Source organism: Oceanobacillus longus (assembly GCF_042650085.1).
Lineage (GTDB): Bacteria > Bacillota > Bacilli > Bacillales > Amphibacillaceae > Oceanobacillus > Oceanobacillus longus.
The window spans coordinates 224,160-239,578 of the sequence record NZ_JBHSAO010000006.1 but is presented as its reverse complement, the minus strand read 5'-3'; the positions used below and the strand labels follow the sequence as shown (position 1 = coordinate 239,578).

General features: G+C 38.0%; 14 protein-coding genes. 9 read left to right on the top strand and 5 right to left on the bottom strand.

Translation table 11 applies throughout. The features are described 5' to 3' along the window. Positions 1-51 precede the first annotated feature (51 nt). The gene (locus tag ACFOUV_RS08840) at positions 52-969 is read left to right on the top strand and encodes a DMT family transporter (protein ID WP_379496395.1); all 918 of its coding nucleotides are present in this window, start codon (positions 52-54) and stop codon (positions 967-969) included. A 26-nt stretch (positions 970-995) separates the two neighbouring features. On the opposite strand, the gene ACFOUV_RS08835 is transcribed toward ACFOUV_RS08840, so the two are convergent. Continuing rightward, positions 996-2,321, bottom strand: coding sequence for a short-chain fatty acid transporter (locus tag ACFOUV_RS08835; protein WP_379496394.1), 1,326 nt, complete (start codon positions 2,319-2,321; stop codon positions 996-998). Positions 2,322-3,169: 848 nt separating this feature from the next. Here ACFOUV_RS08835 and ACFOUV_RS08830 point away from each other — a divergent pair. Further along, the gene (locus tag ACFOUV_RS08830) at positions 3,170-4,474 is read left to right on the top strand and encodes a S8 family serine peptidase (protein WP_379496393.1); all 1,305 of its coding nucleotides are present in this window, start codon (positions 3,170-3,172) and stop codon (positions 4,472-4,474) included. Positions 4,475-4,846: 372 nt separating this feature from the next. On the opposite strand, the gene ACFOUV_RS08825 is transcribed toward ACFOUV_RS08830, so the two are convergent. The 4 genes from ACFOUV_RS08825 to ACFOUV_RS08810 form a co-directional block, all read right to left on the bottom strand. Further along, positions 4,847-5,113 (bottom strand): helix-turn-helix domain-containing protein, encoded by a 267-nt coding sequence (locus ACFOUV_RS08825; RefSeq protein WP_379496392.1) that lies wholly within the window; start codon positions 5,111-5,113, stop codon positions 4,847-4,849. Next, on the bottom strand, positions 5,110-5,283 hold the full coding sequence (locus ACFOUV_RS08820) for a YvrJ family protein (RefSeq protein WP_379496391.1): 174 nt from the start codon (positions 5,281-5,283) through the stop codon (positions 5,110-5,112). The genes ACFOUV_RS08825 and ACFOUV_RS08820 overlap by 4 nt, the downstream gene beginning before the upstream one ends. Continuing rightward, positions 5,276-5,914, bottom strand: coding sequence for a sigma-70 family RNA polymerase sigma factor (locus ACFOUV_RS08815; protein ID WP_379496390.1), 639 nt, complete (start codon positions 5,912-5,914; stop codon positions 5,276-5,278). The genes ACFOUV_RS08820 and ACFOUV_RS08815 overlap by 8 nt, the downstream gene beginning before the upstream one ends. A gap of 383 nt (positions 5,915-6,297) precedes the next feature. Beyond that, the gene (locus ACFOUV_RS08810; protein ID WP_379496389.1) at positions 6,298-6,702 is read right to left on the bottom strand and encodes a secondary thiamine-phosphate synthase enzyme YjbQ; all 405 of its coding nucleotides are present in this window, start codon (positions 6,700-6,702) and stop codon (positions 6,298-6,300) included. Between the two features lie 231 nt (positions 6,703-6,933). On the opposite strand from ACFOUV_RS08810, the gene motA reads away from it, so the two are divergent. The 7 genes from motA (at position 6,934) to ACFOUV_RS08775 (ending at position 15,330) form a co-directional block, all read left to right on the top strand. Continuing rightward, positions 6,934-7,719, top strand: a complete 786-nt coding sequence (motA, locus tag ACFOUV_RS08805) for a flagellar motor stator protein MotA (protein WP_379496388.1) — start codon at positions 6,934-6,936, stop codon at positions 7,717-7,719. Next, entirely contained in the window at positions 7,712-8,482 is a 771-nt protein-coding gene (gene motB / locus ACFOUV_RS08800; RefSeq protein WP_379496387.1) for a flagellar motor protein MotB, read from the top strand. Before motA ends, motB begins: the two co-directional genes overlap by 8 nt. A 13-nt stretch (positions 8,483-8,495) precedes the next feature. Then, positions 8,496-10,199 (top strand): methyl-accepting chemotaxis protein, encoded by a 1,704-nt coding sequence (locus ACFOUV_RS08795; protein ID WP_379496386.1) that lies wholly within the window; start codon positions 8,496-8,498, stop codon positions 10,197-10,199. Between the two features lie 242 nt (positions 10,200-10,441). Further along, positions 10,442-12,466 (top strand): chemotaxis protein CheW, encoded by a 2,025-nt coding sequence (locus ACFOUV_RS08790; protein ID WP_379496385.1) that lies wholly within the window; start codon positions 10,442-10,444, stop codon positions 12,464-12,466. Positions 12,467-12,483: 17 nt separating this feature from the next. After that, complete coding sequence (locus tag ACFOUV_RS08785) at positions 12,484-12,957, top strand: chemotaxis protein CheW (RefSeq protein ID WP_379496384.1); 474 nt, start codon at positions 12,484-12,486, stop codon at positions 12,955-12,957. Positions 12,958-13,187: 230 nt separating this feature from the next. Continuing rightward, positions 13,188-14,390, top strand: coding sequence for an MFS transporter (locus ACFOUV_RS08780; protein WP_379496383.1), 1,203 nt, complete (start codon positions 13,188-13,190; stop codon positions 14,388-14,390). Between the two features lie 196 nt (positions 14,391-14,586). Further along, positions 14,587-15,330 (top strand): Cof-type HAD-IIB family hydrolase, encoded by a 744-nt coding sequence (locus ACFOUV_RS08775; protein WP_379496382.1) that lies wholly within the window; start codon positions 14,587-14,589, stop codon positions 15,328-15,330. Positions 15,331-15,419: the final 89 nt, after the last annotated feature.

Sequence of the window (15,419 nt, the reverse complement as noted above, 5' to 3'; positions counted from 1 at the left end):
TAAACCTGCTAGCATAAACTATAAATGAACCAGGGAGGATGTAAAATCATTATGACACAAAAATTTCCTTGTATAAAAACGCTTCGCCAAAATAAACTTCTCCTTTGGTTACTTATTCTTACTATTACCATCATATGGGGTTATGCTTGGGTATTGATGAAGGCTTCAATTGAATTCATGGGTCCATTTTCATTTTCCTTTTTACGATTTGGTGTTGGAACAGTAACATTAATGCTCTTCGTATGGCTGTTGAAAATAGGAATACCCCCGAGAGAGTCCTGGAAACATTTATTGATCGTTGGTACTCTGCAAACGGCAATTGTTTTTCTATTTGTTATGTTCGCATTACGATATGTTGATGCAGGAAAATCTTCTGTTCTACTTTACTCTATGCCGATTTGGAGTAGTATGCTAGCAACTAAATTTTTACAGGAAAAAATAACTCCGGCTAAAATGGCAGGTCTATGGATAGGAATGCTTGGATTGTTGACGATTCTTGGTTGGGACATATGGGTTGGACAGAACCCGTCTATTATAATTGGGGAATTGTTAATTATTATTGCAGCCATTTCTTGGGCCGTATCTAATGTATATTACCGCATACATGTACAGGATTTACCAAAAATACAAGCAACTGCATTTCAGATGTTGTTTGGAACGATAGCTATTTTTATTGTTACCTTATTTATGGAATGGGGGGAGCCTGTTCACCTAAATGCACAAAGCACTTATTATATTCTCTTCACAGGTGTACTGGCTTCAGCATTATGTTTCACGGTGTGGTTTATTATTTTAGGAATGATTGATATGGTAACAGCAACAATCTCCACCATGCTCGTTCCCATGTTTGGACTTGTGTTTAGCAGTTTACTATTAAACGAAGAAATGACCCCAAGCATCGTGGTAGGATTTGTGTTGATTGTTATTGGTATTATCGTTGCTCAATTAAAAAATCCTCGACTCCAATGAAGGAATCGGGGATTTTTGGATTTTTATTAAAATAAAAACAGACCAATGGAGATAGGAATAAAACTGAATAGTAAGATCATTACACAGAATCCCATAATGTCACGAACCTTCAGACCAGCAATTGCGAGTGCAGGCAGTGCCCAAAATGGCTGAATCATGTTCGTCCATGCGTCTCCCCATGCAACTGCCATTGCAGTTTTCGCTGTGTCTGCGCCGGTTTCAAGAGCTGCTTGAATCATAATTGGACCTTGAACTGCCCATTGTCCACCACCAGAGGGAACGAAGAAGTTCACGATACCAGCACTAATAAAGGAGAAAAATGGCAGTGTATATTCAGTTGAAAAACTGACGAACCAGAGAGACATTTGTTCCGAAAGACCAGAAGCAACCATCATCCCCATAATACCAGCATAAAAAGGGAATTGAATAATAATTCCTCCTGCATTTTTCACACCGTTACTTACTGTATCTAGAAATCGTCTTGGCGTTTTATGAAGAATGATACCTAGGAATAGAAAAATGAAGTTAACGATATTGATATTCAAATCAAATCCATTTGTAGCAAAATGATAAACAATAAAAGCAAGACCCATAACACCAATAATCAGTGAAACAATTTGGCTGTTTTCAAGCTTCTCTGCAGGTGTGGACGGTTGTGTGATTTCATGTTCGGTTTGTTCCTCAGTATCTGACTTCCACAAAGCCGCATCCGTGTTTCTAAGCGGATCTGTGCCATTTAACAAGTAACGATTAAATAAAGGTAAGGTAATAACGAGTACAAGAACTGTGAAAATATTAAAAGGACTGAATAACGTCTCTACTACCGGAATTGTTCCCAACGTTTCTTCCAAAAAATGCCCTGGTGTTGCAATGGTTAGTGGGATAGATGCAGAAAAACCACCATGCCAGACAAGCATTCCACTATATCCACTGGCGATTAATAAGCGGTAATCCACGGATGGAACACGCTTTGCGACGTGAATAGCGAAGAGCGCTCCAACTACAAGGCCAAACCCGTAATTGATTAAACAAGCTATAATGGCAACAAAGGTAACTAACATAATTGCTTGTGCTGGCGTATTGGCAAGTGTACTCAATTTCGCCAGCAGGTTCTTAACAACCGGTGCATTTGCTAAAATATACCCTGTAACAACTACGAGGGCCATCTGCATAGCAAAAGCAAGTAAATCCCAAAACCCCGTTCCCCAATGCTCAATCATCTGAACAGGTCCACTGTCTGTAAATAGCACACCCAAAAGATAAACGACAAAGGTTAAGATAATAGCAAATAAAAATGCATCCGGTAAATAACGCTGAACCATACGGTCAAAGAATGAAGTTAATCCTTTCACAATTATTCCTCCTTAATTATTTTGTAAACGTATTCAAAACAATATTATCAAATTATTTGATAATATTAAAATATAGTTAATTGTATGCTTGTCATTACGTAAAAAGTCTCAAAATGTAAAGGTTAAAATCTACTATCCTATCAATGGGTGTATTCTAAAAGAATTGTTGTTAGTTCAAAAAATACATAAACTATAACTGTTGGTTGTTTCTAACAGTATGTAGAAGCTTCGGCGACCGCTATGGGAAATACACTTCGCTTTTCGCGGGCGGCTGGTGAGCCTCTTCATGCTGACGCATTTCAGAGTCTCACCTATGCCTTTCCTCCCGCAGAAGTCTACGTGTATTTCCCATAGCTGGAAGGTTGTTGACAATGACTACACTTGCTAATAGATAAAATAACATCCTACAGCTTCACCAGTCCGGTTGAGCGAAGGGCGGTGACTCCTGCGGGAACAAATGTTTCCGGTGGGGCGAGTAATCGCAGTCCCAGCACGTGTCCGAAGACCCCGCAGAGTGGGTTTCTCGAGGAGGCTGAGGCCGTGCCCGAGGAAAGCATCCGCCCGTAGCGATCCCGGACGGCAACAATAGCACACATCTTAGAATACCACCCAGAAGTTACGTCGCTTTATGGATAGGATCTAATAAAGATAGAAATTACGTAGCATTTCATCTCAACTCTGCAATGCTTAAAAAGCAACAAATATTAATCAAAAAGCTATCAAACTATCGACAAAACTACTACTTTTTATTTTAATTTTCTAAAAATAGTCCTGTTGTCGGATTGTTATCATCTATCTTGATTGCTAATCTATCAATGAAGATAGATTATTTTAAAAGGAGGAGTAAAATGAGTAACAGGAAAAGAGTATGGTTTGAAGATACCGATCGCAAACTTGACCCTGGCCTGGTGGAACAATTATGGAACTTCCGCAAAGTAGACACGAATGTACTTAACAGCAATGAAATCCCCATTATCGTTTATTTGAAGAAGAACTGTGACAAAGACAAAAAAGACGATCTCCTAAAAACCTGCAATTTAGATTCTCATAACAAACTCGAAAGAGAACTGCATAGTATAAATGGTGTGAAAGGCCATTTAACACCTGATAAAATAAAAGAGATTAAAGACCATGAAGCAGTAGATCGGATTTTTTACGATCGAATTGTAACTTCCTTTCTAGATGTCGCGAGTGAGCAAATAGGTGCTGTTCATGTTCATAAAAATCTTGATTTAACTGGAAATGGGATAACGATTGCTGTCATCGATACAGGAATTTACCCGCATGAAGACTTGATCAATCCCTCCAATAGAATAATAGCGTTTCAAGATTTTATAAATGGTGAAAGCGAACCGTATGATGATAATGGTCATGGAACACATTGTGCCGGTGATGCTGCTGGAAACGGTAATCTCTCCAATGGAAGATATGTAGGCCCAGCACCTGAAGCCTCTATAATAGGAATCAAAGTTTTGGATGAACAGGGAAGTGGTAGACTATCAACGATTATCGAAGGTTTGGAATGGTGTATGGATCATAAAGAAGCGCATAATATTCGAATCATTTCCTTATCACTCGGAGCTCCTGCCTATGAATCTTTCAGAGATGATCCACTATCACGAGCGGCACAGAAGGCGTGGCATCGAGGAATTGTTGTATGTGCACCAGCCGGAAACAGTGGACCTGCTGCAGCAACAATCAGTACCCCAGCAATCGACCCATTTATCATAACGGTCGGATCGACGGATGATCAGAATACGATCGAACGTAAGGATGATATTATCGCAGATTATTCCAGTAGGGGACCTACAATCGATTCCCTAATTAAACCAGATATCTATGCACCAGGTACAAATATTATCTCACTGTTAGCCGCAGGGTCAGCAATCGAATCACAAATACCAGAGTTGATTATCGATGAAAACTACATCCAGTTGTCAGGTACATCGATGGCAACACCAATTTGTGCAGGAATCATCGCCCTTATGTTGGAAGCTAACCCGAAGCTCAGTCCGAATGATATAAAAAGCATCTTAAAGGCAACTTCTCATTCTACACTTGATGATTTATGGGGATATATTGAAGCAGAAAGCGCTGTTGAAATGGCAAAAAATTATCAACTTCAAGTACAAACAGCAGTTCAGGATAGATAAGAGAAAATAAATAGACAGAAGGAGAGGGAGAACAAACAGTTCTCCCTTTTATAATATAGTTGGGTAGTTCATGTAGCGGGATTGGTTCACTGTAAGATCTTTTCAGGAAGATGATGGGCTTGTACATCATAAAAAGTAAGAGAAATAAAGAGGTAATTAGAGCGGTTTCCTTCCCCCACCTAGAAAAGCGGGTGAGGGGCGCAGCTGAACTCGTATTCTCTAGCATTATGTACCCGTCCCCCTCTGAAAGAGAACGGATTCTATACCGGAGGATTAAAATTAGAAACAGAATAAATTATTTTCTTATTATACAATATTTGTACTTTCCTCCTCTAAGCGTTGAATATAGTATGCGTTTTAGAACTTGTAGAGCTACTTTGATTCAGCATATTCCATATAGTATTGTTTCCTTAGTATATCTGTGAATTCCCAAAATCCATATGTGCTATGGAAGTCATATTGCCTAACAATCTCAATTGTTCTGATTTTCAATTCCTGATACAGGTCCTCCCGTTCTTGGGGAGAAGTCTGTTTCAAAGAAACTCTGATTTTCGGTTCAAATAAATGAAGAACAATTTCCAACGATTCGATATCATTTTGCTTTTGAATTTTTTTCGTTAAATCAATGAGTCGAGTCATGAAATATCCCTCCTTAATTCTTTTATAATATCCGATAAATCTTTGGAATGTTTTTCTAAACGTTCCATTCTTACTTCATAACGAATTAACAAAATTAAAGTAACCACAACCGGAAACCCGACATTTTCCATGGATTGGACCATATAAGAGAGAGCGGAAATTTCATTCATGTTTACCCTCCTCTGCTAATAACTGATTTTTTAGGTTGCTTAAAGCTTTGTTTCTTGTTTTGGAAATGGATTGCTGGGAGACACCTTCTTTAGCTGCGATTTCCGTATCAGTCATATGAAAAAGATACGATGCTTCTAAAATATATTTCTGTCTTGGTGTGAGAGAATGAAGAGCTTGATAAAGAGAAGGATTTCCAATGTTACTTTCCAAGTGATTATCGTTTTCCAAGGCTTCCTCATCAACAGATAAAGCTTGATCGTCTGCAATAAGATCGACTTTCGATGCTGGGTTATTCGTATCAATATGATTTGGCTGGTCCAAAATTAATAATTGCCGTTTCCTTTCCAGGTTAAATTTTTGGTCGTAACGAATTGCATACCTTCGCAAATCATTTGATAATTGACTAATTAACCTTATCTCGGCAAGATGATCTTGGAACGCCTTATCTAACGCTTTTTTTGCATCAGATGTTGAATAACGGATGGACTGATCCAGAAGAAAACAATTATTCTTCGTAAGCAAAAATGATCGCATCAGATTGTTACGGAAAATCAACTCATTTTCATCAACAAACTGTTTAGCCCATGTGTATTCACATTGTTCCTCATCAGGACTTGTATTTTTTTTCATCCTAATTTTCCTCCCTTCTATCTAATAAAGGCAAAAATAATGACTATGGCACAACCTGAAAGAACATCAGTTTCCTATATTATAGTAAATATTTTAAATAATTTCTATATAATCTAAATTTAAATTTTTTAATCAAATTGGTTGTGATTCGGGACATTTAATCGCCTTTATCAGGTACATAGGGAAAATATAACTGAGCTATACATCCTAGATATGGAAGAGAGAGGAGGGAAGAAGATGAAAAAGGATTAAAAGCAGCGTATATTTTAAAAAAATAAGTCTTCGTAACTATGCTAAAGGTACCTAAAAACTTTACAATTAATCAGGCAGAACAAGCAGTTATGATTAACACCAAAAGGAGAACTGCTTGTCCTGTGATCAGCTTAACCTTCCATTATTTTTACTGTATACTTCCTGTTTCTTCTCGGTCCGTCAAATTCACAGAAATAGACGCCCTGCCATGTACCAAGCAACAACGCACCGTTTGAGATGATCAGCGTCTGTGCATGGCCGACAGTACTTACTTTTAAATGAGATGCTGTATTACCTTCCATATGTCTGTCCTTTGTATGTTCCCATGGATAGACCTCATCTAGCCTCATAAGCATGTCCCGCTTCACATCCGGATCCGCATTTTCATTTACTGTAATCCCTGCTGTTGTATGTAGAGATGTGATTACTGCAATGCCATCTGCTATTCCTTCATTATGTATCCACTCCTCAATTTCTGCAGTAATTTCTATCATTTCTGAATGATTGTTCGTGTTTAATACAAACGTGTTTAGCATGTTGATTCACCCTTTCTCAATGATCTGTTTTTATTTTACTGGAAATGAGGAGGAGAGTGAAATATATCGAAATAAAGAGTGCCTGTCACTCCCCGAATTTTGTCGAATCCATCGAGCAATAATCGAAATATTCGACATTCCAATAATTCACTACACTCCTCGCAATATAAACCGATAAAAAGAATAACAACTTTACAATGAAAGATTTCATATTCTTCAGGAGGTAACCGCATGGATAAAACATCGATTATAGGTTTGATATTAGGACTCGTTGCGATTGGAGTAGGTATGGTGCTTAAAGGCGTAAGTGTCATGGCACTGGTAAATCCTGCAGCAATCTTAATTATACTTCTAGGAACGGTTGCTGCTGTAACCATAGCTTTTCCAGCAAGCACCTTAAAAAAAGTCCCTGTGCTATTTAAAATTCTTTTTACAGAACAAAACCATATAGACAGAAAGGATCTGATTCAAATGTTCAGTGAATGGGCAGATCAGACCCGAAAAGAAGGAATCCTAACACTGGAACAACGGGTTTCAGAGGTAGATGATCCATTTTTATCATCCGGGTTGCAGCTTGCAATCGACGGACAGTCACCCGATTTTATCAAAGATATAATGCTTGAAAAAATAGATGCGATGGAGCAAAGACATGAAGAGGGTGCAGCTATTTTTTCCCAGGCGGGTACATATGCACCAACACTTGGGGTGCTTGGTGCGGTAATTGGTTTAATTGCTGCCTTAGGAGATATGTCCGATATAGATGCGCTTGGTTATGCAATTTCATCAGCTTTTATTGCAACAATGTTAGGTATTTTTACTGGGTATGTGTTATGGCATCCATTTGCTAATAAATTACGGGAGAAGTCCAAAAAAGAAGTTTTAAACAAGGAAATTATGGTAGAGGGAATTCTCTCTATAACGACAGGAGATTCTAAAATGATCGTTAGAGAGAAACTTGGATCTTTACTCTCTGGTAAAGAGATGGCAGCGATGAAGCAGGCTGATGCCAATGAGTAGAAGAAAAAAGAAAAGGCAATCGCATATTGATGAATCGTGGCTGCTCCCGTATTCTGATTTACTGACACTTCTAGTAGCATTATTTGTTGTTCTGTTTGCGATGAGTGATATCAATGTTCAAAAGTATGAAGAACTATCAAGTGTGTTCCGCAGTGAATTTTCGAGCAGTGGGACTGGACTGCTAGAGCAAAATAATGCTCCGGTAGAACCTCTGCCAGCAGACGAAGTGCAGGAAGATAAGAATGAGGAAAAAGATAAGGAAGCTGAAAGCGATTCTCAAGGTGAACTCGTTCGATTAGAACAACTGCAAACGATGATTCAAGATTATATCTATGAAAATAGTCTTACTGATCAGTTAGGTACGGAATTGACGGATGAGGGTTTGCTGATCACCATTGTAAATGATATTTTCTTTGATTCTGGCAGTGCAGAAGTAAAAACAGAAGGTAATGAAGTTGCACGGGATGTTTCTAATCTTTTATATACAGAGCCTCCACATCAGATTGTTATCAGTGGACATGCTGATGATGTCCCGATTGGTACATCAGAATATAGCTCGAACTGGGAACTAAGTGTGACTCGTGCCTTGAACTTTATGAGTCTTGTTTTGGAGAATGAAGAATTGGACCCTACCCTCTTCAGTGCGAAAGGATTCGGAGAGCACAAACCAATTGTAGCAAATACGAGTGAGGAGAATCGGGCGAAAAACAGAAGAGTGGAAGTACTCATTCTGCCTAATTATGAAATAAATATACCTCAATAAGAGGATGAAAGAAGTGGAAGTATTGAAGAAGTTATACAATTTTAAAAGCATTAGAACAAGGGTTTTATCCGGTTTTGCAGTCGTAATACTCCTTGTACTTATATTTATACTATTTAATTCTTATATGATTCGTACCACGAATGAACAAACGACCGAAATCATGGATTATCAACTATCCTTGCTGATTGTCGATGAAAACTTGGCAAATAATATGGCTACGCGGGAAGCTTATTTACGAGGCTATTTATTATTCGATGATGTAAATGAAAAGAATAGATTTACAGACTCACTTGGTGCTTCTTTTGAATTAGAAGAGGAGTTATTAGCTTTAAATAATAGTAAAGAAAATCAAGAATTAATAAATAAGAAAATCGAATGGGGAACACTTACCGACGAAATCATAGCTCTCTATGAAAGTGGGAATCAGGACGAAGCATTAAGGATGATGAAAAATGACTTAAGTCCACTAACGGATGAAATAATCGATACAATGATTGCTGCATCTGAGACAAGAGAAGAGATTATAACTGATTTGGGTAAAAACATTTTAGAAAATAATAGAATAAATTATATCAGTATGATTGCACTTGGCGTTATCATACTTGCTGTCGCAATTGTTTCAAGTATGATTACATCCAACAGTATTTCTAGGCCGATTAATAAAGTGATGCATCGGATGAAGATGGTTTCATCTGGGGATATCAGTCAAGAACCGTTGGAAGTTACCACTAGGGATGAAACCGGCCAACTTATTATTTCGACAAACGAAATGAGCTATAATTTGAATAATGTCGTTACAAAACTTAGTGAAGTATCCGAACTGTTATCCAGTCAAGGGGAAGAGTTAACAAGCTCTGCGAATGAGGTGAAAGCCGGTACGGATCAGGTGGCAACCACAATGGAAGAATTAGCTACAGGATCGGAAACACAGGCAAATAGTGCTAGTGATCTAGCAATTGTTATGAGCACATTCTCGATTAAGGTTAAGGAAGCAAAAGAAAAAGGTGAAAATGTTCACGTTAATTCGAATGACGTACTGGAGAAAATCGGAATTGGAAGCCAGCTTATGGAAAACTCGAATGTTCAAATGAAGAAAATAAACCAGCTCGTAAAAAATTCAGTTGCAAAGGTTCAAGGACTGGATACGCAGTCGCAGGAGATTTCTAAACTTATATCTGTGATTCAGAAAATTGCTTCACAAACAAACCTGCTCGCTTTAAATGCAGCAATAGAAGCTGCAAGAGCCGGTGAGCATGGAAAAGGATTTGCTGTTGTAGCAGATGAAGTCCGAAAGCTTGCTGAACAGGTTTCTGACTCTGTAAAGGATATAACAGAGATAGTAGGTACGATCCAAACAGAGACAAGTAATGTGACCGATTCATTGAAAGGTGGCTATAAAGAAGTTGAACAGGGTACATATCAAATTCAGTCAACCGCGGAAATGTTGGAAGAAGTAAAGTCTTCCATTACGAACATGGTAACGGATATAAATATCGTATCAGAAAACCTTTTGGATATTGCAGATAGTACAAACCAGATGAACGGGTCTGTCGAAGAAATTGCTTCTGTCTCAGAAGAGTCGGCTGCAGGTGTTCAGGAAATTGCCGCTTCTACGGAACAAACAAGCAGTTCGATGGATGAAGTTGCATCAAGCTCAGAGCAGCTTGCAAATTCAGCAGAAGAATTAAATGAACTCATTAGAAAATTTAAGCTTTAGAGATATTCTTATTTTAAGGATAGGATAGGAAACGGAGTGATTCTGTTTCCTGTTTTTCATATAGATTCGTATTTCCTTTTTACCCTTCACATTTTTCGCTCTTCAACCGATATAAAAATTAGGGATTTTAGCCTACATAATTTTCAAAAAGACTATTGAAATAGAAGTCAATCTGCTATTCTGAAAATAGCCTTAAACAAAGAATTTATGTGACAAATTGGAAATGAGAAAGGATTTTTCCTATGGATATGGATCAATATTTGGAAGTGTTTTTGGATGAAAGCCGCGAGCATTTACAGGCGGTTAATGATAATATTCTTAAATTGGAGAAACAACCTCAGGACTTAAATCTTGTAAATGAGATTTTCAGGTCCGCCCATACATTAAAAGGAATGGCTGCAACAATGGGGTATGAGGATATCGCTTCCTTAACTCATAAAATGGAAAATGTATTGGATTTGATTCGCAATCATAAATTAACGGTTTCAACTGCTATTATTGATATTATATTTTCAGCAATTGAATATTTAGAAGATATGGTTAGCACCATCAGTGAAGGACAAGACGGGAAAAAAGATGTTTCCGAATTGGTACAGCAACTGGATCAAATTGAACAGGGAGAACCGGTTAAGGCAGTGATCAAATCAACAGTTGCAAATGAAGGTAACTTCATTAATACGGAAGAACTGAATCTTGACGAATTTCAAATAACCATTATCGACCAGGCCAGTGAACAGGGATTTTTCCCTTATCAAATAACAGTTACATTGACAGACGATTGTATTTTAAAAGGCGCTCGTGCCTATATGGTTTTTGAGTCTTTGGAAGATCGTGGGGAAATGATTCGGACAAATCCTTCTGTCGAAGAAATTGAAGAAGGTAATTTTGCTCAACAATTTTCAATGATATTCCTCTCAACAATGGAGGCTGAAACAATAAAAACGATCATTGAAAAAGTATCTGAGGTTAAAGAGGTGGATATTGGTAATCTGGTTACCATTTCTAATTCGGAGAAAGACGATCTGCCAATTGATGAGGAGAATCTGGTGTCACAACTCGTACAAGAAGATGCGGCTGCAACTACAGAAAAGTCTGCACCTGGGACAAGCAATAGTAGTTCCAAAACGATCCGGGTCAATCTTGAAAAAATCGATGATCTGTTGAATTTGTTTGAAGAAGTGGTTATCGACAGAAGTAGACTGGAAGCAATTGCAGATAGTCTAAGCAATAGTGACCTTACAGATACCGTTGAGCATATGAGCCGTGTATCAACCGATATGCAAAGTTTAATTTTGGCAATGCGCATGGTACCGGTTGATCAGGTATTTAATCGATTTCCACGGATGATCCGAGGACTTGCCAAAGACTTGAATAAGCATATTAATCTTAACATAATTGGTGCAGATACGGAGCTCGATCGAACGGTTATTGATGAAATTGGGGACCCTTTAGTACATTTAATTCGCAATTCCGTTGATCACGGAATTGAATTGCCGGATGTTCGGAAGCAGGTTGGTAAACATGAGGAAGGCAATTTAATATTAAGGGCATACCATAGTGGCAATCATGTTTTTATTGAAATTGAAGACGACGGTGCTGGCATAAATCGAGAAAAGGTGCAGTCAAAAGCAATTGAAAATGGACTTATTTCTGCCGCAGAGGCGGAATTATTAACCGATGATCAAGTTGCTAATTTTATTTTATCTTCGGGTTTTAGTACTGCTGACAAAGTATCGGACATTTCTGGTCGTGGGGTTGGTCTAGATGTTGTTAAAAATAAAATAGAATCACTTGGCGGTCAGATATCCATTGAATCTAAAGCTGGAAAAGGAAGTATTTTTTCCATTCAATTACCATTAACTCTCTCGATTATTGCTACCTTGCTAATTAAAGTACAGCAGGAAACTTATGCGGTACCATTATCCAGTATAATTGAAACCGCAATACTGGATAAAACTCAGATGATGTACGCCCATGGTAAGAAGGTAATGGACTTTAGAGGTAAAGTTATTCCACTCGTTTCCTTAGAAACCATATTTGACGTCCCATCAAAGGAAGTAAACAATAAGCAGGAATTCTCCATTGTTATTGTCAAAAAAGGGGACAAACTGACTGGTTTAATTGTGGATTCCTTTGTTGGACAAAAAGAAGTTGTATTGAAGTCGCTTGGCAACTACTTAAAAGATGTTTTCGCCATTTCCGGTGCAACTATTTTAGGTGACGGTGAAGTTGCATTAGTACTGGATCCAAACGCATTAATTAAATAGAGTCGGAGGGTCATAAATTGGAAGAAATAACAAAATTTATTGTATTCAAATTAAAGGAGCAATCTTTTGGGGTAAATATCCAGCAGGTCATCTCCATTGAAAGGGTGCAGGATATTACGGAAGTTCCAAGAACATCCGAGTTTATTAAAGGTGTAACCGGATTGCGAGGAGAAACGACGCCTATTATTGATTTAAAGGAACGTCTCCTGATTGCTGAAACAGAAACGACGGATGATAGTCGCATCCTCGTCGTTTCTGTTCAAGATATGCAGGTAGGTCTAATCGTCGATGCAGCTACAGAAGTAATGGATATTGACCATGAGATGATACAGGCTGCACCAAGACTTGTAGGTGGGGTCAAAGATACATTTATTAAGGGTGTAGCAAAAGTAGATAGTCATCTATTGATTTTACTGGATCTGGACCGTATCGTGGATTTTGAAGAGACGAATGAATTGCGTGAAGTAGTATTCGATGATGAAGAAGTGTGAATGAAAATTGAAATAAACAGGGTAGCTGCGTTCTTTACGCAGCTATCCTGTTTTATAAATAGTACAATGTTTATCATTTCTCCGGAAAATAGTTGCAGTAACGTATTTCCTGATGTAGAAAAGCTGATATATCTCGAATTAGGCTGATAATTATAGATTTTTACGAAATAGATTATGCTATAGTAGATAGAGAAAGCGATTTATCTATATAAACTAGGAAGTGTCATGTGATGAGGCAGGAGCACAAGTATACGATCAAGGATTATTATTTTTGGAAGATAACATTGATTTTAGCATTTGCATCTTTTTTTGTTTTTGCAAGTACATATGTCGTTCAACCACTATTACCATTATTTGTCCAGGAATTTGATGTCATGGTTTCAGAGTCCACGTTGGTATTGTCAATGACGATTGTTGGACTAATCATGGGATTAATTATTTTAGGATTTCTATCAGATAGGGTAGGAAGGACTTTCTTTATTAAGTTTTCATTAATTGGTTCGGTTATTCCATTCTTTCTCATTCCTCTATCTGACTCTTTTTATCTGATTGTACTGCTGCGCTTTATTCAAGGATTTGCACTTGCCGGTTTACCTGCTGCATCGCTTGCTTATTTGAATGAAGAAATTGATCGGCGAAGTGTTGGTGTAGCAACTGCATTATACATATCAAGCAATGCTATTGGTGGAATGGCTGGGAGAGTGGTTACTGGCTATTTAACCGACCACTATTCTTGGCAAACAGCATTTTATGTTTTTGCTGGAATTGGCGTATTCATTTCCGTACTTGTATTTTTATTCCTACCCAAATCAAGATTTTTTGAAGCTAGCAGACTTCCATTTAAAAAGGATATGGAAGGGATGGTTTTTCATTTAAAAAATCCTGCCATTCTTGTCATCATTGGAATAGGTGTTGTTCTGCAATTTTCCTTCACATCGATATGGACGTATTTGCCTTTCCATTTGGAGTCTGAGCCTTTTTCATTATCAATGGAAGCTATTTCCTATACATTTTTAGCCTACGGATTGGGAGTGATAGGAGCGCCACTTGCTGGTTGGCTTGCGGGGAAACTTAATTTAAAGAAAGTTCGTATTGCTGGAATTATCGTATTATCAATGGGGGCATTTATCACCTTTAGCCAGTCTTTAATCGTAATAGTAATCGGTTTGTGTGTGCTATGTCTTGGCTTTTTTACTGCGCATTCATTGACAGCAACGTCCGTGACAGAACATGCAACACATCATAAAGGAAGTGCTTCAAGTCTATATTTAGTTGCTTACTATGTTGGTGTTACATTAGGTAGTTCAGCAGTAGGTCCAATCTGGAACACTGCAGGTTGGAATGGTGTTGTACTACTGGCAGGTCTATTACCACTCGTTTATTTAGTATTTGTTCATGTTATGCAAAGTAGACGAAGCGAAAGAGTTGTGTAAAGTGATAGGGGTGGGTGTGGTATGTCCTCCCTAAATTGAAGATGAGAGTAATATTCCAATTTGGCTGGCGATTATCGTTCATTATGGGGAATAAAATGATTTTCTTATCGTTCTGGCGTAACCTCTGTTAAAATGGATTACAGTTAGAATTGCTTAAATTTTAGTAACGAAGACCAATAGAAAAAGGAGCATTTTAATGACAGAACAAAAACAAGATATAAAGCTTATTGCGTTAGATATGGATGGTACTCTATTATCGGATAATCATGAAGTATCAGAACGTACTGTAAAAGCAATTGAAGATGCGATGAATCAAGGTATACACGTTGTTCTTAGTACAGGACGTGGATTTCAAACCTGTTATCCCTATGCAGAACAATTGAAATTGCAATCCTATCTGATAACTGCCAATGGTGGTCAGGTTTGGACAGTTGGAAAAGAACTTCTGGATCAGCATTTACTTGAAACACAGCTCATTGAGAAATTATATAATCTGGGAACACAGGTCGGAGTTAATATGTGGATGATCTCCACAAGTGGTGTTTTCCGTGGGGAAGCTCCAGAGAACTTTTATGACTATGAATGGCTGAAATTTGGCTGTGAATCCCAAGATAAACAAAAGTTGGACATCATGGTACAGGAGCTTTCACATTATGAAGGGCTTGAGTTGACTAACTCATTGCCAACCAACATGGAAGCTAATCCAAAGGGCGTTAGTAAAGCGAGAGCACTCCATTTTCTGTGTGACAAGATTGGTATAACGATGAAAGAAGTCATGGCAGTTGGCGATAGCCTGAATGATATTAAGATGATTCAAGAAGCCGGAATAGGTGTAGCAATGGGCAATGCCCAGGAAGCAATCAAAAATGTTGCTAACCATATAACGGATTCAAACAATGAAGATGGCGTTGCTAAAGCTATCGAAAGCTTTGCATTATAAGATTGCTTAGGGAGTGCCCACCATTAGGTGCTGGTCACTCCCTGTTTATATCAATCATCTAATCATAAAGAATCGGCTAAGCAGCCAAT